This window comes from Robinsoniella peoriensis, from assembly GCF_000797495.1.
Lineage (GTDB): Bacteria > Bacillota > Clostridia > Lachnospirales > Lachnospiraceae > Robinsoniella > Robinsoniella peoriensis.
The window spans coordinates 107568-128421 of record NZ_JTGN01000007.1; the positions used below are offsets into that span (position 1 = coordinate 107568).

Below are 20854 nucleotides of genomic sequence, written 5' to 3' on the forward strand. Positions count from 1 at the left end.
ATTAAAATGAATACATTATTAAAATGGTATGAATTACATGCGAATTAATGCTTAAATTTATATATTTTATACATAACAGTTGTAATGGTAATACCTGGGAGTTATAATATAAGAAATATTAATTTTATGGAGGGAAAGGGATATGAAGGGAGAGAACAATATTAGGGCAAGAAAGCGAGCAAAAAAACTATTTAGACTTATGATTCTGTTTTTGTTTGTAATATCAATTGGAAGTATATCGATTAAGGCGGAGGCATCCCAAGTTGAATCTAGAAGCAATAGTTTTGCACAGAGAATAACTGAATTAAAAAATGTCTATAAACATGGAGAATACTGGAATAAATATAATGGACTTGATAGAACAGGTACTAAAATATGTCCTTGTAGAAATACAACCTGTACACCTGATTGTTCATGCTCATGTGGAGCGTTCATTTATGATGGTAAGGAAAAAGCATGGCAATGTCATGGATTCGCTTTGAAAATGGCAGACTTAACATTGGGTGGTTATGCTAATTCATGGGAAAAACATTCGAATGTAAATAATTTATATGCAGGTGATGTAGTCCGTATAAATAATGAAACTCACACCATTTTTATTACTAAGGTGTCAGGGGATACTATATATTATGCAGATTGTAATTGGACAGGTAAATGCCAGGTAAATTGGAATGGTGTAATTACTCGTGCTCAGCTACGAAATAAGCTTTCGTTTGTTAGACATAAACCAGGTAATACAAATACTGGAAATGATGAAGATAATATAAAACCAGTGATTTCCAACGTCCAGATCACAGATGTAAATAAAGACGGATACACAGTCACTTGTACCGTTACCGATAATGTGGGAATCGATAGAGTTGAGTTTCCAACTTGGAACGCTGGACAAAGCGGAGGCGGGAAAGACGCAACATGGCTACGGGGCACTATTAATGGTAATACAGCTTCTGTAAGAGTAAATGTGAGAGACTGGAATAATTACGAGGGTTATTATTTCACACATGTTTATGCATATGATACTAATAAAAATGAACTATCAGAAAAAGCAGAACCAACGTACATTGATCGTACAGACCCTAGAATAAGCAATGTAAGGATTGAGCAAATAGACAATACTGGTTATACTATTATCTGTGAAGCTGATGATAACTGGGGAGTAAACAGAGTACAATTCCCAACATGGACAACCAATAATGATCAAGATGATATTATGGAAAATTGGTGGGTGAATCCATCGGCTAGTGGAGTTAAAGATGGTAATACATATAGTTATAGAGTAAACGATTCAGATCATCATTTTGAACGTGGATATTATCGTACTCATATTTATGTTTATGACAGTTGTGGGAATACTGCAGTATATTGTCCAGAGGACATCATGATTAAAAATACTTTTATGGCTAAAAAGTCTGTAGTTTATAATGGCAATCGTTATTCAATTTATGAAGATATACTTGACTGGGAGCAGGCAGAACGTAAATGTGAGGAGCTAGGCGGTCATTTAGTAACAATTTCAACTTTAGAGGAAGAAAAGATTGTTGAATCATTGTTAGATAGTGGAAATCGTGCAAATTACTTTATAGGTGGTACGGATAAGGTAAGTAAGGGGCATTTTCGATGGATTACAGGAGAAAAATTCGTATACACTAAATGGGGAAATGGTGAGCCAAATAATTATCAAGGAAGTGAAGATTATGTAGAAATATTAAGAGAGCAAAAAGTTTGGAATGATGTTAATCTAAATGATTTTGGTAATTACGGCAGAGGATTTATTTTAGAAACAAAAGCATATTACGATATAACTGGAATAAGCTTGGCAAATTCAAACATCAATCTTAGAAAAAAAGGTGAACAGCAAACAATTAAAGCAACCATTTCACCCGCCAACGCAACCAACAAAGCAGTAACCTGGAAGAGCAGCAATCCATCCGTAGCAACAGTTGATCAAAATGGTAAGGTTACAGCAGTTTCAAACGGAACAGCCAATATCACAGTAACGACCCAAGACGGCAACAAGACAGCCACATGCAAAGTAACCGTGAATATACCAAAACCAGCACAACCCACCAAGCCTGTAACCCCGGATAAGCCGTCAGTTAGTGCTACATCTATTAAGCTTAATAAACCGTCCTTGACACTGTATAAAGGCAAGACATACACGCTGAAAGCTACAGTGAAGCCGAAAACGTATAATTCAGGCATTAAATGGAGCTCTTCAGCTAACAAATATGCTACGGTTTCCAGCAAGGGTAAAATTACCGCTAAGAAATCTGGCAGGACAGTAATCACCGCCCAGACGAAAAACGGGAAGAAAGCTACCTGCATCGTAAATGTTAAGGAAAGAAAGGCTACAAAGGTCAAACTGAGCCGTAAGAATCTAACACTGACAGTTGGCAGGAAATACGCACTGAAAGCAACAGTATATCCAAAGAATACAACCGACACGAAGAAATGGACAATCAACAAAAAAGGAATTGTTAAGGTTTCAAGCAAGGGTGTAGTAACTGCTTTGAAGAAGGGGAGATGTAGAATCACGCTTAAGACAAGCAGTGGAAAAAGCGCATATTGTAATGTAAAAGTAGAATAAGATTTGAGGATAGAGGCGTACATTTGTATGTCTCTATTTTTTTGAAAGGATTTATCCATTCTAAGAGGTGGATAATATTACCAATTAGACGAGAATAGATACCAGTTAGTCAATAGGGGGTGAAAAAATGATGAAAGTGTGATATGATAATTCAAATTCAATGTGCAATATACATAAAATAATATGAATATTTTATGAAAATATAGTAAGAAGGGAGAAGAGTAAGAATTTAATATTTGGCAATTCCAGATTCATATTAGTAAGTAGTATGTTCAATGAAACTACCAAAGAGAAAAGGGAGAATATCTATGAAGAGAAAGATGAAGATTTCAGGCAAAAAAGTAGTAAGTAGCTGTTTGGTATTCGCAATGATGTGTCAGTTGGTTGGCAGCAATAATATGATGATCGCAAATGCAGAAAATGAAACGGATGCAGAAACAAAAACCTATATCGTTATGGCAGACAGTTCAAAAGAATTTAACGATGTTACTAGCAGAGCAGCATTTAGTATTTCAGAAGAAGATCCAGAGTTATCGGATAACAATATTGCAGTAATGGAATTATCACCAGAAGAAGCAGAAGAGATGCAGCAAAATGATGGTTTGATTGTGGAAGAGGATATCATAATTTCTGCAAATTCATTGGAAGAAGAGATTATCACAGAAGGTACAGAAGCAGAAACGATTCTTACGGAAAGTGAAGAAGAAAGCCAAACAACAACAGCGGAAACAGAAGTAACGGAAGAGGCAGAGATTACGGAAAAGTCAACAGTGAGCACAGAAACAATTGAAAGTACAGAGAATTTAGCGCAAGAAGATCCTGAAGAGACAGAAACAGAGGATATAGAAAAAGTTAAAAAAAGAGAATTTATGGCTAAATTACGTGAAGCAAGAAACAATGCAAGTGAAACTGAGGTTGAAGCTGACTGGAACTTACAGGTGATTAATGTAGATGAAGTTAATACAAATGCAAGAAGTATACAGAAAGTGAAAGTCGCTTTATTAGATTCAGGAGTAGATTATGTTGACGGAATAGTTCTGGCTGATAGTATTAATTTAGTTGAAGAAGAGGATTATGTGGTTCCCATGTATCGGGATTTAACAGGTCATGGTACTGGTATTGCCAGTATTATTTGTGCAAATGGAGAGGGTGGAATCAAAGGAGTTAATCCAAACGTAGATTTATATTCGGTAAAAGTATTAGATGGTGAAAATAAAGCTCCTTTAAGTCGTATCATAAAAGGAATTTATTGGTGTATTGATAATGATGTGAATATTATTAACATGAGCTTTGGAACATCCACATATTCAAATGCTATGAAAAAAGCTGTAGAAGATGCGTATGATGCGGGTATATTAATGGTTGGAGCATCAGGAAATAACGCAGGCAAAGTGGAATATCCAGCAGCATTTAAAGAAGTAATGGCAGTAGCCGCTACTAATCCAGAAGCAGAGATTAGTTCATTTAGTAATACTGGAAAAGAATTAGACGTTGCGGCGCCAGGAGAAAAGATTCAAACTGCATCATTTTTTGGTGGATCAGTTGTAACACATGGTACAAGTATTGCAGTGCCTCATGTGGTAGGAGTGGCTTCTCTGTTATGGGAAAAAGATTTATCAAAATCGCATGAATTTATACGACAATTGATAGATGCAACCTCTAAAAACATTACAAATTTCGATGAATGTGGACTTATTGATACAGATTATGCAATGCGTATGTACGAAACCTTTTCTGAAAATTTTTATAATTCAAGCATAGAAGGAGGAGATATTATCCCAGAAAATACGGATACTCCTGATATTTTTGAAGAAATCTGTGATAATGAGGCGTATGTAGAAGGTAGATGGGGGGGCAGCACCCATCAGGGCGTTATTGATGATTCTAAGAAAGATAAAGATTTGGATTCTAAGGCTATTGCTATCATGAAATTAGGTGCAATATATCCGGATAAACATGAGGCTAATGTTGTTGGATATGGTAATTATCCGGAATATCATGGCGGTGTTAAGTGGGATAAGGTGCCGGACAAGGAAGTAGTACCTGTTAATTTTGTATCCTGCTATCTATTTTTAACAAGGATAGCGCTTAGGGGAGGAGATACTTCAGTATTTAAAAGAGTACCAATAGGAATGGATGCAAGGATATTTAATAAAATCAAATCGAAAATTACCACTACAAAATTTGGAGATTTGCCTTGGAGCCAAATACTTGCGCAATACGGAAACACAAAAGCAAACAGAAAATATTTCTTATTTGGGGTTGCGATACACCTTGTTTCAGATTCCTTTGCCCATAGGGTCTGGTATAAGAATAATGGTGTAGTAGGGAAGTTTATAAGCCATGGTGATAAAAATGATCCCAAAAAACCAAATGATGCAGATAATGCTAAGATTGTTCCAAACAGGATTAAAGTTACAAGGGAGGCTGTAGATAATATTCTTTGGAATGTGGTTGAACCTATTACTGCGGGCGCTTACTGGGATATTGCCTGGGCATTCGATCTATTTAATGATACATTTGCTAGACAAAATTTATATCAATGTTTCATTGAGATTGCGGGAAGTGATTCAAATTTAATTGAAGAATACTGTGATGTGAAAAAAATTAAAAATGCAACACATACCCCTAAATAAAAAAACAGAAATAAATTAAAAAGGAGATATGCGATATGAAAAAAAGAAAAAAAGTTCTGCTTGCCTCTGTTATCATGATGTTAATGATGGCATTCTTACCTATGAATACCATGGCAGCAAAAAGCAAGATTATTCCGAATGACAAGACGGGGATACCGGATAAAGTATTGTATCAAACCATACTGAAAAAGCTGGGGAAAAGTAAAAACTTTACAGAAAATGATGCAGCAAAGATAAAGCGTTTAAATGCCCATAATGAGGGGGGAAAAAGTAAGATTAAGAGTTTAAAGGGTATTGGTAAGCTTAAAAATTTAAAGGTACTGGATGTTTCTTTTAATAATTTAAAAAAGCTAACAGGGATTGAAAACTTAAATAAATTGACCTCGTTATCAGTACATGGTAATCAGCTTAAGAGTATAAAACCAATAAAGAATTTAGTAAACTTAAAAACGCTGTATATATCTGCCAATAACTTAACATCCCTGTCTGGGATTGAAAACTTAAAAAAATTAACTAGTTTATATGCAGACGGTAATCAGCTTGTGAATTTAAAAGAAATCAGGGATTTGGTGAAACTAGAAACGTTATGGGTTTCTGGAAATAAATTATCAAGCCTTGAAGATATTGAAAAATTAACGGGATTGAAAGCCCTCCGTGTATCTATGAACAAAATAAAAAAATTGCCGAACCTAAATAAATATCCAGATTTAGATGAAACTGAGTTTAAATATAATAATATCAGTGCAAAAGAATTTGATAAAAAACTGCCAAAAGCGTGGCCTAGGGATAGCTTGTGGTATCAGACTACTGTAGAGTTCCAAAATCTGGTAGAAACTATCCACCTGATTGTACCAACTTCCCGTGACAGGATCACTAAACATACGAAGCAAATAACAGGTATTGCAAATAAAAATTCATATATTGTGCTGGAAGATCTCCGTGGCAAAAAGATTGCAGAGGTTAAATCAAACCGCAAAGGTAAATTTACCTTTAAGAATCTGAATCTTATGCAATGGGCAGGTAAAAGATTGGTGTTAAGATCATATATCGTAGACACGTTTTATGATGATGAGTCTTCTACGTTGAGGAAAGTTAAATTTACAGTCCGCAATTAACAACAAATCATCTAAAATTAAACAATATCACAATAACAAGCCTGTAACTGCTTAACCGTAGTTATGGGCTTATTTTAATTAAAAGAGAAAATTATGAAAACAGTAAATACAATATCAGCACTCAAAGCGCAATTAATGAAAAAAATGGAAGCAGCCGTAGCCGAAACAGTAGATGAGTCATTCAAAGATCTACACGTAAACGTTGACAGATTTTACCACTCACCCCAAGGAGGATATTCCAGAATCGGGCAGTTAGCAGAATCCCCACAACATGACGGCATCCAATCAGGAGGAGATACAGTAACCGGAGGTATAAGTCTGGACACGGGCTATCGATACGACCCAAGCGGACGAGACACCCAGACAATTTACGGTTACGCTGAAGACGGAGGATTGATCGGAAAAGGCGGATTCTGGGCAAAAACGAAAGAAGATTTTGAACGCAATATAAAAAGTGCATTTGGCAAACGGTTTAAATAGGAGGAAAAAATAGATGACAAAAAAGGAAATGATAAAGCGGAAACAGAGAAAAGAGTTCTGGGAATTTGCGGATCTAACAGATGCAAGAGTTCTGGATTTAGCGAAAGCGGAAATAACACCCTTAAGCAAAGAAGAGGTCTTTGTCCAGGTAAAGGACTCCCAGAATTATTGGATATCCAACTACGGCAGGATGGTTAATAATCTCAGGAAATATTTCTACATGCACAAGACAGGGAATGTCCACTATACGATTAATCTGGTTGATGAGTATGGGGAGAAGTATAAAAAAGAAACGAGTCCGGCAGAACTGGTAGCAGAACAATTCTTAGAAAGAAACAGTGAGACTACCTGGATTTGGCATATTGACGAAGATCTCAGTAATAACTATTACAAAAATTTATTGTGGGTAAGCTGGGATGAGTACATATCATTAAATAGAGGTTATATAAAAGTGGAAGATATTGACCGGAACCAGGAGTATATCCCCTACATTACCTCATCAAGGAATCGTGCATTTGGTATTTGGCAGGGCATAAATCACCGATGCAACAAAAAGAGCAACAGGAGGTGCTATGATGATTCAGTAATTTGTGATAGCTGGGCAAGAGATCCAGAGTTATTTATGGAGTGGTACTGGGCAAATTATTATGAATGTGAGGGTGAATCTATGGCGGTGGACAAAGATTTGCTGTGTCCGGGAAACAAGGTATATGCACCGGACAAATGTTGTATTTTGCCACAAACCCTGAATACCATGCTGTCTAACAGCAAGAAACATTATTCTTCCCGTAGAACCAGAAGAAATAATCCTGTTTTACCACTGGGAGTTAGATACAGTAGCAGCCATGAGAAGTATTATGGAGTATTTATGCCGTGTGGCGGTGAATCAATTGTGTTAGGTTACTGGGATACGCCAGAAGAAGCATTTGCTGAGTATAAAAGGCACAAGCAAGCAGACATTATTAATATGGCAGACAGGTACAAGAATAAGATACCAAAGCATGTATATGATGCCTTGCTAAAAGTGGATGTCAAACCGTTTGGCGATAATTCCTATCAAGATGATATAGTACATGCTGGTTAATTACCATATATTACCATCCACAACCGGAAGGGAGAGGGATATAATTGTCTTGAAAGGATGTGGTTGGAATGTACAATATTAGTAGTTTAGAACCAGGGGAATGCTTTTACTATGTTTTTGAATACTATTATTTTCAACATCTGAGAGTGCTCAAGAAAAGAGCTGAGATGATGCGGGTAGAAATCGTTGGTTCGGATCAAGACAAAGATGATATACGGATTATTGATTTTGATCAGTGCGTAGATTGTTTTGAAACATTGGAGGAAGCGAGAGAGGTATATGAACGAAATCTGAAAGCCAGAAAAGAAGAACTGGCTGACATTGATTTCTTATTTGATGAACTTATAAATGAAGCTGGGGAAACTACCACAGACAGAGATATTGAACTTTATAAAGAAGCATTTGAGAACTTTAAGAAAACACTGGTAAAGTAAAATTGACGCACTCAAATATTAAGCAAAACGATTGAATCTGATTAAGTATTAGCATATAATATATGTAGTTATGAGATTAAAATACAATTGGAGATAAGAAAAAATGGTTATTTATGCAGTTGACATTGGATCAATTAAGAAAAAAAACTTTGGTTGGTGTAGAATAGAAGGAGAGTCTATCAGATGTAATACAGATATTAATAAGCTTGTTGATACATTAGTTTGTGATTTGACAACTTCAAAAAAAGTCACCCTGGGTTTTGAATGCCCAGTTACAATTAGTATTCGAAAAGATGAAAAATTGCTTACAGCTCAAAGAGATGGAGAGAATGGAAGACCATGGAGTGCAGGAGCAGGAGCAAGTGCACTGGCAACTGGTATGTCAGAAATTGCATGGATTTTTGAATATTTAAAAGATTCTGAGTGCAAAATAAAAGCTACCACTGATTGGAGCAGATTCAATAAAGAAGAGTTTGATTTGTTTTTATGGGAGGCTTTTATCTCTAGCCCAAATGGAAAACCAAAGAGTAGACCCAACAAAGAATCACATATGGCAGATGCAAGAGTTGCGGCACAGACATTCTTAAAATCAATGAAGAACCTTGAAGAATGTAATGCTGTAAAGACAGAAAATACCTATTCAATTATTTCTTCTTTATTACTCTGGTCAGGATTATCTGAAGACATAAAGATACTGCATCAACCTTGTATTGTTATAAAAGCTGACAAATTAATTTAGTTGAACCATAATATTGGAGATAGGGGGATAGTATTTTGGAAGGAGAATGTGATGGATAAATTTGAACTATCCTTATTATTTTATCTAATTGGTGTACCATTGATTGCATCATTTGGAATGCTCCATGTAAAACCCAAATGTATTAAATATTCTCCTCTTATTAGTATTGTTCTTAGCAATATATTACTTTTTATTGGGAGTAGTTTTTTGCTGTCTGATATTTTGACAAATAATTATGACCATACGACTATATTTGCCCTCTATGTGCTAATTCCTGGGCAGGCTCTTTTCAGTATTATCATTGCAATAATTGTTTGGACTATATACTACATCAAAAAGAAAATCAAACATGAGTAATTTACCCTCCCCAATTCTCTTTTATTTTATATTAGGGAATAGGGTGGTTGAAAAATCTCTCGTGTTCGATAATATATGATTAGATACAAGGTTTACTATATATTACACTACTATAAATTATAGCATTATTTTCATTGTGCACTTTGTATAGCCGATTTCACCATGTAAATACTAACTAAAAAAATATCTGCCGAACTTATTATCGAAAAAACTTGGCATTCTTTTGTGCAATATTACTATAAATATAACTATAAGTATATATGTTACTGATTATTAGAATATATATGAAAAAACTTTGTGTTTACAAGCAATTTTTTGCAACAATAATTATAACTGTGAGTAGAGTAAGTAGTGTTTATTTTTATTGAAAGGTATTCCATATAGCAAGAATTTGTGGTAAAATGGAATACGAAAGTGTTCGAGGGGAAATGAGACAATACTTAGATAAAGACTTTTATAAAAGTTGTTTATAAAACTATTTCACAAAACTACTTTACATAATCCACACCCCATAATCAGTCCACAATTCCAACAGAATAGACTTAATAAAAACGGTTTATTAATATACCATATCCATCATCAATACTTATATGCCCTATCTTATTCTACACCAATCCGTAAACTTTAGCTCATTTTTGAGCAGAAGATAAGCGAGCAGGAGTAGGTATCTCTCAATTAATTTTCCAACTTGGAATATCGCATAACAGTTAAATCAGATAATCACCCAGACCAGAGAAATAGTGCAGCATAGTACCGGATTTACATTTTCGTATCACCGGATTACAAATTGTCCAGGAAAAGCAACCATCTCAACAAAGAAAATTTATAGCTGTTATTCATTGGATGTCCAGTAAAACACAACAGAGATTTCCAAATCAGAAAAGAAAGATAGCACACTGTAGATTCTGCCAACAAATAATACTCTGTAATCTTTTCTGATACAGGAGATTGAGCGTAAGCGAAGAAAATACTTTTATGAACGTAGTGAATAAAAGTATTTAGTCTGTTTAATTATATATGTCTGTTTAAATAAGGAATGTCCATATGTCGACGCTGAGCGTCCCTGTGATTGATGTTTTTTACCTAAACAGAGGGACACCTAAACGTCCCTGTGATTTAAATAATACAGTATAATCTAACATTTTTCACTGTGTATTTTTGCACAATGAGATTTCACCCAAATTAGCCAAATATAAGTCGAAGCCACAATTCAATAGAACTGACTTCGTGGAAAATTTTCCACAATGTTAATAATGATACGCTGATAATGTTGTGCATACACCGACTTGCAAAATTTTGCATATCGGGGGAGTCAAGAGATGGTAGTAGCAAGCAATTCATTTACATATATTCAATAAGTTAGGATTGATATTTAGAAAAATTTGGGATATAATTAATTATCTTTTTACTGTAAATAAACATGTGTAATGATAGTTCCTTTTAGAGTGGCTGTATATTGAAGTGGCTTGAAAGACTAAATTGTATTGAATAAAGGGGAGGTAGAAGTGGATTTAAACAAAATGAAATCTTTATCATATGATGAGTTGCGTGCCGAATATAGAAAATTTTTACATAGCCAGGATATTTCAGAAAAAACAATCAATACCGCTTATGCGGACACTTTTTACATTTGGAGGAAGGAAAGTAAAGATCTGTTCTGGAACAGGGTGACTGCTACTGATTTTGAAAATGTGGCAAAAGAGACATTAATCAAGGCTCTTTCTGAGAACTCGACCGGTAATGTTAAATCAAACGTTAATAGTTACTTGTCTCATCTGAGAAGGTTCCGTTTATTCTTAGATTCTGATGAAACTGCTGAGCCACCAACGCCCAAGCGAGAGAATACTGCTATTCGCACATGTACTCGGAAGAAGAAAATGGATGTTGAAGTTCCTGATCCATCAATAGAGCAGGTTGAGTGTTATCTTGTTAAGTGGGATAGCCTGGAAAACTATCACTTGCAGGAGGACGCACTTAATAAACTGTTCTCTGATTTATGCCCGAAAAATGTAGATGTTATTGATGTGCTTTTAAAGGCATCAACGCTTAATGATTTTTATAGTACGAAAATTTTCTCAATCTATCCAGTAGCTAAGCACATTTGCACCCTGGATATTGATTTAAGACTTAAGGCTGGAGATGTGACTCTGGTAAGAGATATCCAGTATGTAACTATCGGTAATACAGAGAAGAATTTTTACTCTTTTGCCTCAAAATATTGTAGCCATCACAATCCTCTCGACTATCCCATTTATGATAGTTATGTGGATGAGGTACTTCGTTATTTTAGAAATCGGGATGGATTCTCAGATTTTCAGGATGGTGACTTAAAGGACTATATTAAATTCAAAGGTATTCTGATTGATTTTCGTGCTTTCTATAGATTAGACAAATATAACCTGAAACAAATCGACCAGTTTGTTTGGTTGCTAGGGAAGGATTACTTCCCTAAGAATTATGAAATAAAAAAGAGAGGGGATAAGCAGTTATGAAGATTCATTATTTCCAGAGATACCATGCGAAAGAAAATGTTGCAACAGCAAATACGATGCTGCTGTTATCTCGTTTATATCAATATTCTTCTGATAAGTTTTTTCGGCTTTTGAAAACGGAATTCTTCTCTGATTCCTTTGAACCTGAAATTGCATTTAACCTACAAGAGAAAAGTGTTGATAGTATACCTGATGCAACCATTACTCAGGAGAGTTTCAAGATTGTAGTTGAAACAAAAATGTCTGACTTGTTCGATTCTAATCAGCTTATGAGGCATCTGAGCTCCTTTGGAGGGGAAAAGTATAAGGTAATGATTACGCTAGCACCAGCACTGATGAAAAATGACAAAAAAGTGACCTTTGAAAAGCAACTCAAAGAATTTAATGCTAAACAAGACCATCCAGTCATCCACATAAACACTACCTTTGAAGGTATAGCAAATGCCATTCAAGAAGTTATCGATGATAAGGATTATAACATGCAAGAAGTACTTGATGACTACCTAAATTATTGCTATAACGATGCGCTTATTGCAATAGCTGATTCATGGAAATTCATGAGAATGCAGCTTGCAAGTAAAACACTTGATTTTAATTTTAAAGAAGATGTTTATTACGATAAAGCTGAGCATGGTTTTAGAGCACATGATTATTTGGGCTTATATAAAGATAAGAGTGTACGTGCAGTTGGTAAAGTCTGTGCTCGAATTACAGCAATTGAAAACGGAAACGGTATACAATATGACGCTGAATTTGGAGAGTTGACTGATGAAAGAAAAGAAAAAATTCTCAAGGCTATCGTAGATGGTGATAAGTATGGTTATGATTTAAAAACGATTAAGCAACGGTATTTTTTTGTGGAAAAATTCTACTTGACGGATTTTAAGAAGATAACACCGAACGCACCTATGGGAACTCGTATATTTGATTTGACAAAAGTTCTTAATACAGATAAGCTATCCGAAACACAGGAAATTGCAGAACAGCTTGCTACAAAGACATGGAATTAGTGAAAAGGTATTATATGGATTTAATGAGTTCGGTATTGGATGAACTCTCTCCTTTTGACGAGGCAGAACATAAGAAAAATCATCTGTTTGATGAAACCAAATTGTTGTTGAAATTATTCATCAATGGATTATATGACATCAATGAAGTACTGGGAAAATAACCTTACAAAGTTGTCTAAAAAAGTGTTGACTGTCCATACTTTAATTGTGAAGGAGATCCATGGCAGTGGGAGGGGATTTATCCCCGAGCGCTAAACTAATACTTATTTATAAGTATTAGTTATCTATATCTATTAATTAAGTCTATATCTATTCTGTACACTTGGAAGGGGTATACCCCTGTTTGTGTTCTAAACATGTGATTCAAAAACAGGACTTTACCCCTGCGAAGTGTACTGTCGTGATTAGTGTACTGCAATAGATTTTACAGTTTCCCATCGGGGACACTGTAGATTCTGCCATGATACATCACAGTCAGCATTTATAGTTGCTGAATATTCCAACGTTAACATTATAATTCTAAGATTTATGTATGTACCTTGTATTTTTATCATTGGCAAGTATGAAATATTCTGTTCTTATGTTGTTATAATGATTTCTGGCTACAATGGGTATTCTAATGTGCTGCTACATTCTTTTATAATATTTCTATTTGGTGGAATCCTAGTAACATGTAATTGATTTCCAACACGATATGTTATCGTTCTACAACAATTGTCAACATAACTAAATCTTCGTTACCAGTATTGATAATGCTATGATCAGATCCTTTTTGGCAAATGTGACAGACTCCAGACATAAGAATTTCTTCTTTGCCATCACAGATAGCTTTTCCAGTACCGGATAAAATATAGTTAATATCATCACTTGTTTGATGGCTATGTATGCCAATGGAACCTCCAGCATGGATACGGCATGGTATAATTTTCCCATTTTCGCTCATAAACATCTTAGCTGACATTTCCCCCTTACCACCATTCATTCCAGTTATTTTACGTTCTGCAATTTCATTAAAATTAATAAACATGTTCTGACCTCCATAATCCATATTTAGGTTTATTAGTTTTACTACTATGGCATAAGTATTTGCCCCATACCTTTTCATTGATTTTGTGACATTTTTTGATCATAAAAGACACTTTGGCATGATTAAGTCATGTTTTTGGAATACCACTTTAAGATTTCCATGTGCAAAAACTCATGTGAAGTGTACTGATGTGGCAAGAAAAACCTAAGTAAAATCAGTATCGCCCGATTTGGCGACAGAGCTTTAAGGATTAATATATCATCGAGGATTCTATTTAAATTTTTATTTAGCTTTATGAGCTGTGATAATAGTATAGCTATGGGCATTTACAGTTATTTCACAATTGTTTATAGCAATATACCAGTTCTTCCCTTTTCTTTTGATAATGGCATATTTGTCCAATATACCCATTCTACACCATTGCACGACATCACTAACTTCAAGTGACAAATTCCTTTTTATACGTTCTAACCCCATTTCTGTGGTATGTAGTTTGTCAATATTCTCAATCAATTCATTCATTATCTGTCCTCACAAAATTCGTAGTTAATCTAAATATAACATATAGAAGTGTAAGAAGCCACTGTAAAATGGTACTTAAGCGTAAATCACCGGGAGTATCACATGAACATTGTGCAAACTTTTGCACGATGTCAAACTCTACCCTGTGCAAAATTTTGCACACCCCCCCAAACTTAACCCTGTGGAAATATTTCCACACCCCCATATTATAAAATCTTAAAGGTAACATCATAAAAGTTATCAGTATTCTGTCTGCGATTGTTATTATGGACTTGTTACCTTCTAACTTGATGGGCGATCAAAGAAGTATTACAGAATAACGATTTAATAATAAATCAGTTTGAATGGGACATAATGTCCCCTACACAATAAGAAAAGAAGTTATGGTGGTGGAAAATTTTCCACCACCGATGAATATAGGGAAGTTCAGCCAATGGACATCCTTAGATTATGATCAAGAAAGGTATCATGTAGATTCAGTGTAACTTCAAACTATGGGGTTCCAAAATGCCACCTCATCAATAGCAGCAAAGGATAAGGATGCAGTCCGTATGTAGGATTCCATTATTTAATTAGCTGACCCGGCAAATCGCCAGTACAGATCAACCATGCCCCATTTTGCGACTTCACTTCAAAGGGATATTGTATTAATTATATATGATTTCAAAACTTATATTCATATCCGATACTTTTATCAAAGAAGTACATAGAATTTTCTGTGCTTATGTTGTTATAAGGATTACTGGCTAGAAAGGGCATTGTGGTGGCTTCAAAGGGGAGTAATTTGTTTATGATGTGGCAGCCAATGAAACGGTGATTTCAGAGTGATCGTTCAGGACGATAACAATTGTTGTGCATCAGGCGCACAACCTCTTTATCAGGTAAAGACGTTCTGATCTATTTCATACCTGACAAATTGTCGGACATGCAGCAGGATTTGTCAACGTGCCGTTCTGAACGACACGTCTGAAGATCAACGTATGGGCGAGAGCCAGACGTGCTTATGACATTGCCATGTACCAAATCAATATCAACGTAGTGACGAGATTACCACGTTGGAATTACCTCAAAATCTCAACTATGTGAAACAGTATTTTACCTGGTATGTAATAAAGGTCGGGAGCATCAACGTGTGGGCGAGAGCCACGCGTCTGAAGAACAACGTGCTTACCAGACGGGCACGTTGGAATTACTTCAAAATCTGGTCTATGCGAAGCAGTCTGTCACCCAGATTAACCCTTGACCAAAACTTGTCAAGGGTCTATACGAACAATCTAGCACATTTGAATGGTGCCTTTCGGGATAAGCACGTTGGAAAAATCTGTTATAGTTAATTAGAATTTACAGAACATGTTGTTAAGGTGATATCTTTTACATTGAATACAATCAAATATTCTGTGCTTATGTTGTTATAAGGATAGCAGAGTAAAGAGGGCATGTGATGTGCCTGAGTGTAGGGCTGTATGGGGAATCATGTACTGATGCCGGTTGTAACTCGTGTTACAGCAAATATGTAAAACAATATGTTTTGAAAAAGTCTGAATTAGACTTATTCGGAATTGATGACTAGCCATTATTTGTAGCAAAGGATATTGGAGAAAAATAAAAACTCACCCAATGAGTACGGGTCAGTTATAAATTACAAAGAATTAGCAAAGAGGTGGAAACCATTATCTGACGTGGCAGAGACACCAGATTACAAGATGAGCTAAAGTTAATTTGATTTTTAAAGGAATGGGTGTTAGGCTATATCTTTTACCTTGAATGCAATTAGATATTCTGTGCTTATGTTGTTATAAGTGTAGCCAGGGTGCAGAGAATGTGTGAGTAGCCTGGAGACACAGTAAAGAACTGGTAGCGGATATTCCAGATTAGCGCAAATATGATATCTGCCGTTGTAACCTGTTATTGTTAATATGATTTTAAAGAAAAGGTCTGTAGGCTATATCTTTTACCTTAGATGGGAGAAAATATTCTGTGCTTATGTTGTTATAAGCGTAGAAATGGTAGAAGAGGTGTGGTGATGGATGATTGGTATATTTGAACCAAAGTCGTGCCGGGAGTGTGTTGTTTGAACTATTAATACAACATAATTTAGCTTAAATTATTACTTGTGATATGGTATAATATGGAATATTATGGGAGGTAGTGAAGTATGTACAAGTTAAAAGATTATGAGCGGGAAAAGGTAAATAAATTTATAAAGTTTTGCTGTGATGCAAGATCAGGTGAGTTAAAGAGAAGGATTAAAAATAGCAAAGGCATCAATGGCGTTAAGCTATCTTGATGATTATGGAATTAAAGAATAGGAGAGAGTTATGAGAAAATTATCTTTTGAGACAGATGATAAACTGGGGCGATTGGAATATGCTAAATTTCTAAAAACAATTATTCTGAACTCTGACCAGTATAAACGAGATTTATTGACCAATGCTTATACAATAGCAGTAGATTCACCGTGGGGAACTGGTAAGTCGTATTTTTTTAATATGTTCATGAATTATTGTGAAGATATAGACGATCTAAAAGTTATCTATTACAATGCATGGGAAAATGATTTTTGGGATAATCCCTTTGATCCATTTATGAATACAATATTAGAGGATGGTATCTTTCAATTGCAAATAGACAATGATAATGCTGCAAATTTAGGCGGAAAAATACTAATAGCTGCCCAAAATATAGGGTATGGATTTGTAAGAACAAAGATGGAAAAACATTTTAATATAGATATTCCAGCGGATCTGGATACATTAGAAGCATTTAAGGGTTATCTAAAGGGAGAAAATAGTTTTTTTGGAGAATATAAATTATTTCGGAAAAATATATCTGAAATGAAAGAGATTATGACTACATATATGGATAATTCTAAGAGAAAGCTTGTGATAATCGTGGATGAGCTGGATAGATGCAAGCCTAATTTTGCAATTCAAACATTGGAAATTGTTAAGCATCTTTTTGATGTAAAAGATATGGTATTTGTCTTTGCTGTAGACATATCGCAGTTAAGCTGCTCAATAAAAACGGTCTATGGACAAGACATGGATTCAACTGGGTACTTATGTCGGTTCTTTGATTATATTAGTAAAATACCAAAAACGGACAGTAGCGATATAATTTTGAATAGGTTAAATATCGTAAAATGGAATAATAAACATAGGAATGATGATAAATTTAAAGATAAAATAAAGATGTTTTTTTCTCACATGCAAGCTCATTTTATATTGACGTTAAGAGATCTTGATACAGTTTTAAAAACCTATATGATAATGTATGACGTGTTCTTGAAGGATTATTTATTGGTGACATCTCATTTTAATTATATTTACTTTATGATCATGAAATATAAAAAGATAGAGATGTATAATTCTATTTTAGATAAACAATATAAAATTACGCAGGAGGAAGAGAGTAAAAAAATTTCAGAAAAATTCAAGTTTTATGAGGGGATAGAGGGCATTGTTATTATTTTGCAAATGGCAAACTATGTAATTGACGATTTGGTTAAAGATGAATGTGGTAAGGATATTGGAATCGAAAAAATATTATTTGATCCTGATTATGAAATATATGATGAAATATCTGGATTATTATATGGACAATATATTTACCAAAAGTTAGAAATGTTTAATTATATGAGTGAAAATTCAGAAAATTTATTATCAACCAGTTTATAATAAATGAAATTTTCCCGTGACGTGTGGATGGAACACATGTGCAGCTACCGGACACCTGACCCATGCGTCAGAATGTAAAGTACCCCCGGGGAGTATGCAAGAGCCATGTCAAGGCAATATATGACGCAAATTGACGTCCTGATTCGTTGAGGGTAAAATTGTCTACACGAACGGCAAAACAGCCTGTATGACCGTTTAAACGCGCTTGACGGCATATTGCGATTAATGGGGTAGTTGTAGGCTACCCCTTAATTTTATGCCTGTAGCAGAGGACTTGTTTCTTGACGCACGCTTGTACTTCCGTAATACTGGCGGATGTCATCAAGACTCAATTTCTTACGGCTTTTCTTCCTGAATATTTCCGTATGGAAGTACCATTTCTTTTTCTCTCCAGCCCATTTAAAGCCTATTTCACCTAAGTATTTCCTATGCGGGTATGTCAGACCATCAAGCCAGATCCAATTACCTATAATCTCAATATTCAGTCCTGCAAGGGTAACAACTTTATTCAGGACTTCCCGCAACTTTTCATCCTCTGAGAAGTCATATTGCATCTCATTGTATGCTGTAGTTTTCCCTTTAGCGGTATGAGCATTTTTCAATTGCTGAAAAAGCTTTTCGTATTCCAGATTGATTACTTTTGTGACTTCCAGAGAGCCGTCAGCGTTGTCAGGATGATATTTTTTGAGTAGTGCCTTGTATTGGCTTCTCAATTCCTGTAGGGTAGTAATACGGTCAAAATAGCTTGTCATAATATGTACCTCCATAAAAAAAGTGCAAAGCCCTTGATAATTCAATAGACTTTACACTTGTATATGGTCAGTACGTGTTATGATGCCTTAAACGCTTTTTCCAAATTATCGACTCTCATTTCTAAGTCAGCTACTTTTGCATTTGCTTCTATATTCTCTTTACGATGACGCATCTCGTCAACTCTTCCATCAAAGAGAGCATCTATTTTCTTGTTTGTTTCAAGTTCTATGGTTAATTCAATCTTTTTCAAGCTTGTCTTTACTTCTGTCATTTCATTTTGCAGATTAATAATCCCAGATTGAATTGCAATCAATATCTCTTTAAGATCGTTATCCATTTTATCCACTCCTTATATGATTATCATATGTAATGATTGTACCATATATGCGGTGCAAAGTCTATTCAATTATCAAGGTACTTTGTTGTCTGTTGATATGATAATTATATACTATGGGTACCCATATTTCAAGACGGAATAATATACAAAAATGGTACCCATAATTTATATATTTTTATGGGTACCACACAACACTATATATTAAGTTTATCACGTTCAATCTTTTCATCAATAGCTTTATTAATAAAACTGTTTAGGCTCTCATCAGTAGTGGCAACGAATTTCTTGATTTCTTCTTTTTTACCTTTCGGCACACGTACCCTCAAGTCTTCATACTTTGTTTTTCTGTATTCTTCTAAGGTTACACGCTCACCGTTTACAATATATGGTTTTTTCTCAGCATCCATTTATTACACCTCTTTAATATTCAGTTGATGGCATATTTCATCAAAAGAAATTGTGTTCCCGTAATTCTCTTTTGTCGCTTGATCAATCATTCTTAGATTCCATTCGTCTGGTGTTACTGTTATCTCTAATTCTTTCTCATCCAACTTCTCATAACTTATCATACGCTCACCCCTATATTTTATGTTTCTTCTATATAATGCAGTATTACTCTGATATGTCTGATTCAGGAATATATTCCATAAGATCACCGGGTTGACAATCTAACGCCGAACAAAGAATAATAATGGTATCTGTATTTATAGTCTCACCAGCAACTATTTTTTGTATGGTTGTTGGATGTATGCCAAAATCACGTCTGAGGTTTATTTTTTTTACGTCCTTTTTTTCCATTTGCTTAAAAAGTTTATCATATGATATTTTACCGGGTAGATATCTCTCTTTTGGCATTTGATCACTTCCTTTCTTAATCTATAAAGTTAGTATACTATAGCGAACATTTAAAATCAATATAATAATCTAATTATGGTCTATGTTGTCGATTACACTATAATATATGTCGTTCTTGTGTACATATCACAAAATATTAAGTTCGTTTTTGTGTACTATTACGTATTGCAATTAAGTTCGTTTTAGTGTACAATGGTCTTACAAGTTAAGCAAGACACAACACTTACAAGAGCCGAAAGCCTTGTGAAATCAACAGTCAATATACCTGTGAGTGAACGACTACGGAATCAATAGTCAGGAAGATTACTGAGAGAGGGTTGACTTGCTAACTTGAAAAAAGCACCTTGATAATCGAATAGACTTTATGCTTTACATATGGTATAATACATACACCACAGATGTAAAGGATGGTAAAAAGATATGACAGATAATGAGTTGTTATTAGCAATTTCCAATATCATAGACAAAAAGATCGAGCCTTTAAAAAAAGATATTGAGGAAATTAAGCAAGAGCAAACCCGTATAAATATTATAATTGAGAATGATATCAAGCGTGATATTAAAATGTTAGCAGAAAATTATTTACCAGCAGCCAAACGGTTTGATAGTGAGTCTGATAAAATTGAAGCCCTTGAATCTGATGTATCGCTACTTAAAAAGGTAGTAACGGAACATAGCGAAAAATTACAGAAAATATCATAGTTAGCAACCACACAATTGCATGTATTATATCATATATAAAGCATAAA

General features: G+C 34.8%; 21 protein-coding genes. 14 read left to right on the top strand and 7 right to left on the bottom strand.

All coding sequences use genetic code 11. The features are described 5' to 3' along the window. Positions 1-142: 142 nt before the first annotated feature. The 11 genes from QR40_RS29920 to QR40_RS31815 all read left to right on the top strand — a co-directional run bounded on the left by QR40_RS29920 (position 143) and on the right by QR40_RS31815 (position 13095). Positions 143-2587: an Ig-like domain-containing protein gene (locus QR40_RS29920; protein ID WP_052377809.1), complete on the top strand. Its 2445-nt coding sequence runs from the start codon at positions 143-145 to the stop codon at positions 2585-2587. Between the two features lie 308 nt (positions 2588-2895). Further along, on the top strand, positions 2896-5223 hold the full coding sequence (locus QR40_RS29925) for a S8 family peptidase (RefSeq protein WP_052377808.1): 2328 nt from the start codon (positions 2896-2898) through the stop codon (positions 5221-5223). Positions 5224-5258: 35 nt separating this feature from the next. Further along, positions 5259-6338 (top strand): leucine-rich repeat domain-containing protein, encoded by a 1080-nt coding sequence (locus QR40_RS15435; protein ID WP_027294296.1) that lies wholly within the window; start codon positions 5259-5261, stop codon positions 6336-6338. A 93-nt stretch (positions 6339-6431) separates the two neighbouring features. Next, positions 6432-6818 (top strand): hypothetical protein, encoded by a 387-nt coding sequence (locus QR40_RS15440; RefSeq protein ID WP_027294295.1) that lies wholly within the window; start codon positions 6432-6434, stop codon positions 6816-6818. Positions 6819-6831: 13 nt separating this feature from the next. Next, positions 6832-7902: a hypothetical protein gene (locus QR40_RS15445; protein WP_027294294.1), complete on the top strand. Its 1071-nt coding sequence runs from the start codon at positions 6832-6834 to the stop codon at positions 7900-7902. A gap of 68 nt (positions 7903-7970) precedes the next feature. Beyond that, positions 7971-8336: a hypothetical protein gene (locus tag QR40_RS15450; protein WP_027294293.1), complete on the top strand. Its 366-nt coding sequence runs from the start codon at positions 7971-7973 to the stop codon at positions 8334-8336. Positions 8337-8439: 103 nt separating this feature from the next. After that, positions 8440-9075, top strand: coding sequence for a hypothetical protein (locus QR40_RS15455; protein ID WP_027294292.1), 636 nt, complete (start codon positions 8440-8442; stop codon positions 9073-9075). 51 nt (positions 9076-9126) lie between these two features. Continuing rightward, positions 9127-9432, top strand: coding sequence for a hypothetical protein (locus QR40_RS15460; RefSeq protein ID WP_027294291.1), 306 nt, complete (start codon positions 9127-9129; stop codon positions 9430-9432). Positions 9433-10937: 1505 nt separating this feature from the next. Continuing rightward, positions 10938-11924 carry a PD-(D/E)XK nuclease family protein gene (locus QR40_RS30950; protein WP_081820247.1) on the top strand — a complete coding sequence of 329 codons (987 nt, stop codon included), beginning with the start codon at positions 10938-10940 and terminating at the stop codon, positions 11922-11924. Further along, on the top strand, positions 11921-12934 hold the full coding sequence (locus QR40_RS15470; RefSeq protein WP_027294289.1) for a hypothetical protein: 1014 nt from the start codon (positions 11921-11923) through the stop codon (positions 12932-12934). The genes QR40_RS30950 and QR40_RS15470 overlap by 4 nt, the downstream gene beginning before the upstream one ends. Further along, a complete protein-coding gene (locus QR40_RS31815; RefSeq protein WP_156042908.1) occupies positions 12925-13095 on the top strand; it encodes a hypothetical protein in 171 nt (56 codons plus the stop codon). The genes QR40_RS15470 and QR40_RS31815 overlap by 10 nt, the downstream gene beginning before the upstream one ends. Positions 13096-13631: 536 nt before the next feature. On the opposite strand, the gene QR40_RS15475 is transcribed toward QR40_RS31815, so the two are convergent. Then, entirely contained in the window at positions 13632-13961 is a 330-nt protein-coding gene (locus QR40_RS15475) for a cupin domain-containing protein (RefSeq protein ID WP_044295923.1), read from the bottom strand. A 282-nt stretch (positions 13962-14243) separates the two neighbouring features. After that, complete coding sequence (locus QR40_RS15480; RefSeq protein ID WP_081998938.1) at positions 14244-14483, bottom strand: DUF3781 domain-containing protein; 240 nt, start codon at positions 14481-14483, stop codon at positions 14244-14246. A gap of 2155 nt (positions 14484-16638) precedes the next feature. Between QR40_RS15480 and QR40_RS32625 the strand changes: the two genes are divergently transcribed. Both QR40_RS32625 and QR40_RS15485 read left to right on the top strand, forming a co-directional pair. Next, entirely contained in the window at positions 16639-16770 is a 132-nt protein-coding gene (locus tag QR40_RS32625) for a hypothetical protein (protein WP_255348089.1), read from the top strand. A 31-nt stretch (positions 16771-16801) separates the two neighbouring features. After that, positions 16802-18160 carry a KAP family P-loop NTPase fold protein gene (locus QR40_RS15485; protein WP_027294287.1) on the top strand — a complete coding sequence of 453 codons (1359 nt, stop codon included), beginning with the start codon at positions 16802-16804 and terminating at the stop codon, positions 18158-18160. 254 nt (positions 18161-18414) lie between these two features. Here the strand turns inward: QR40_RS15485 and QR40_RS15490 are convergent, their stop codons facing one another. The 5 genes from QR40_RS15490 to QR40_RS15505 form a co-directional block, all read right to left on the bottom strand. Then, positions 18415-18912: a J domain-containing protein gene (locus QR40_RS15490; RefSeq protein ID WP_027294286.1), complete on the bottom strand. Its 498-nt coding sequence runs from the start codon at positions 18910-18912 to the stop codon at positions 18415-18417. Between the two features lie 77 nt (positions 18913-18989). Continuing rightward, complete coding sequence (locus QR40_RS15495) at positions 18990-19250, bottom strand: hypothetical protein (protein ID WP_052377807.1); 261 nt, start codon at positions 19248-19250, stop codon at positions 18990-18992. Between the two features lie 194 nt (positions 19251-19444). Next, positions 19445-19657, bottom strand: a complete 213-nt coding sequence (locus QR40_RS15500) for a hypothetical protein (protein ID WP_027294285.1) — start codon at positions 19655-19657, stop codon at positions 19445-19447. A gap of 3 nt (positions 19658-19660) precedes the next feature. Then, positions 19661-19819 (bottom strand): hypothetical protein, encoded by a 159-nt coding sequence (locus QR40_RS31820; protein ID WP_156042906.1) that lies wholly within the window; start codon positions 19817-19819, stop codon positions 19661-19663. Positions 19820-19862: 43 nt separating this feature from the next. After that, on the bottom strand, positions 19863-20105 hold the full coding sequence (locus QR40_RS15505) for a helix-turn-helix domain-containing protein (RefSeq protein WP_027294284.1): 243 nt from the start codon (positions 20103-20105) through the stop codon (positions 19863-19865). 420 nt (positions 20106-20525) lie between these two features. Between QR40_RS15505 and QR40_RS15510 the strand changes: the two genes are divergently transcribed. Next, positions 20526-20807 (top strand): hypothetical protein, encoded by a 282-nt coding sequence (locus QR40_RS15510; RefSeq protein ID WP_027294283.1) that lies wholly within the window; start codon positions 20526-20528, stop codon positions 20805-20807. The last annotated feature ends 47 nt before the right edge of the window (positions 20808-20854 follow it).

Coding starts and splice junctions, on each gene's coding strand:
- QR40_RS15435 (WP_027294296.1), top strand. CDS start 5,259: ATGAAAAAAAGAAAAAAAGTTCTGCTTGCCTCTGTTATCATGATGTTA.
- QR40_RS15475 (WP_044295923.1), bottom strand. CDS start 13,961: ATGTTTATTAATTTTAATGAAATTGCAGAACGTAAAATAACTGGAATG.
- QR40_RS15500 (WP_027294285.1), bottom strand. CDS start 19,657: ATGGATGCTGAGAAAAAACCATATATTGTAAACGGTGAGCGTGTAACC.
- QR40_RS15490 (WP_027294286.1), bottom strand. CDS start 18,912: ATGACAAGCTATTTTGACCGTATTACTACCCTACAGGAATTGAGAAGC.
- QR40_RS32625 (WP_255348089.1), top strand. CDS start 16,639: ATGTACAAGTTAAAAGATTATGAGCGGGAAAAGGTAAATAAATTTATA.
- QR40_RS15495 (WP_052377807.1), bottom strand. CDS start 19,250: ATGGATAACGATCTTAAAGAGATATTGATTGCAATTCAATCTGGGATT.
- QR40_RS15505 (WP_027294284.1), bottom strand. CDS start 20,105: ATGCCAAAAGAGAGATATCTACCCGGTAAAATATCATATGATAAACTT.
- QR40_RS15480 (WP_081998938.1), bottom strand. CDS start 14,483: ATGAATGAATTGATTGAGAATATTGACAAACTACATACCACAGAAATG.
- QR40_RS15440 (WP_027294295.1), top strand. CDS start 6,432: ATGAAAACAGTAAATACAATATCAGCACTCAAAGCGCAATTAATGAAA.
- QR40_RS15460 (WP_027294291.1), top strand. CDS start 9,127: ATGGATAAATTTGAACTATCCTTATTATTTTATCTAATTGGTGTACCA.
- QR40_RS15445 (WP_027294294.1), top strand. CDS start 6,832: ATGACAAAAAAGGAAATGATAAAGCGGAAACAGAGAAAAGAGTTCTGG.
- QR40_RS15455 (WP_027294292.1), top strand. CDS start 8,440: ATGGTTATTTATGCAGTTGACATTGGATCAATTAAGAAAAAAAACTTT.
- QR40_RS15510 (WP_027294283.1), top strand. CDS start 20,526: ATGACAGATAATGAGTTGTTATTAGCAATTTCCAATATCATAGACAAA.
- QR40_RS29920 (WP_052377809.1), top strand. CDS start 143: ATGAAGGGAGAGAACAATATTAGGGCAAGAAAGCGAGCAAAAAAACTA.
- QR40_RS15450 (WP_027294293.1), top strand. CDS start 7,971: ATGTACAATATTAGTAGTTTAGAACCAGGGGAATGCTTTTACTATGTT.
- QR40_RS15485 (WP_027294287.1), top strand. CDS start 16,802: ATGAGAAAATTATCTTTTGAGACAGATGATAAACTGGGGCGATTGGAA.
- QR40_RS31820 (WP_156042906.1), bottom strand. CDS start 19,819: ATGATAAGTTATGAGAAGTTGGATGAGAAAGAATTAGAGATAACAGTA.
- QR40_RS31815 (WP_156042908.1), top strand. CDS start 12,925: ATGGAATTAGTGAAAAGGTATTATATGGATTTAATGAGTTCGGTATTG.
- QR40_RS15470 (WP_027294289.1), top strand. CDS start 11,921: ATGAAGATTCATTATTTCCAGAGATACCATGCGAAAGAAAATGTTGCA.
- QR40_RS29925 (WP_052377808.1), top strand. CDS start 2,896: ATGAAGAGAAAGATGAAGATTTCAGGCAAAAAAGTAGTAAGTAGCTGT.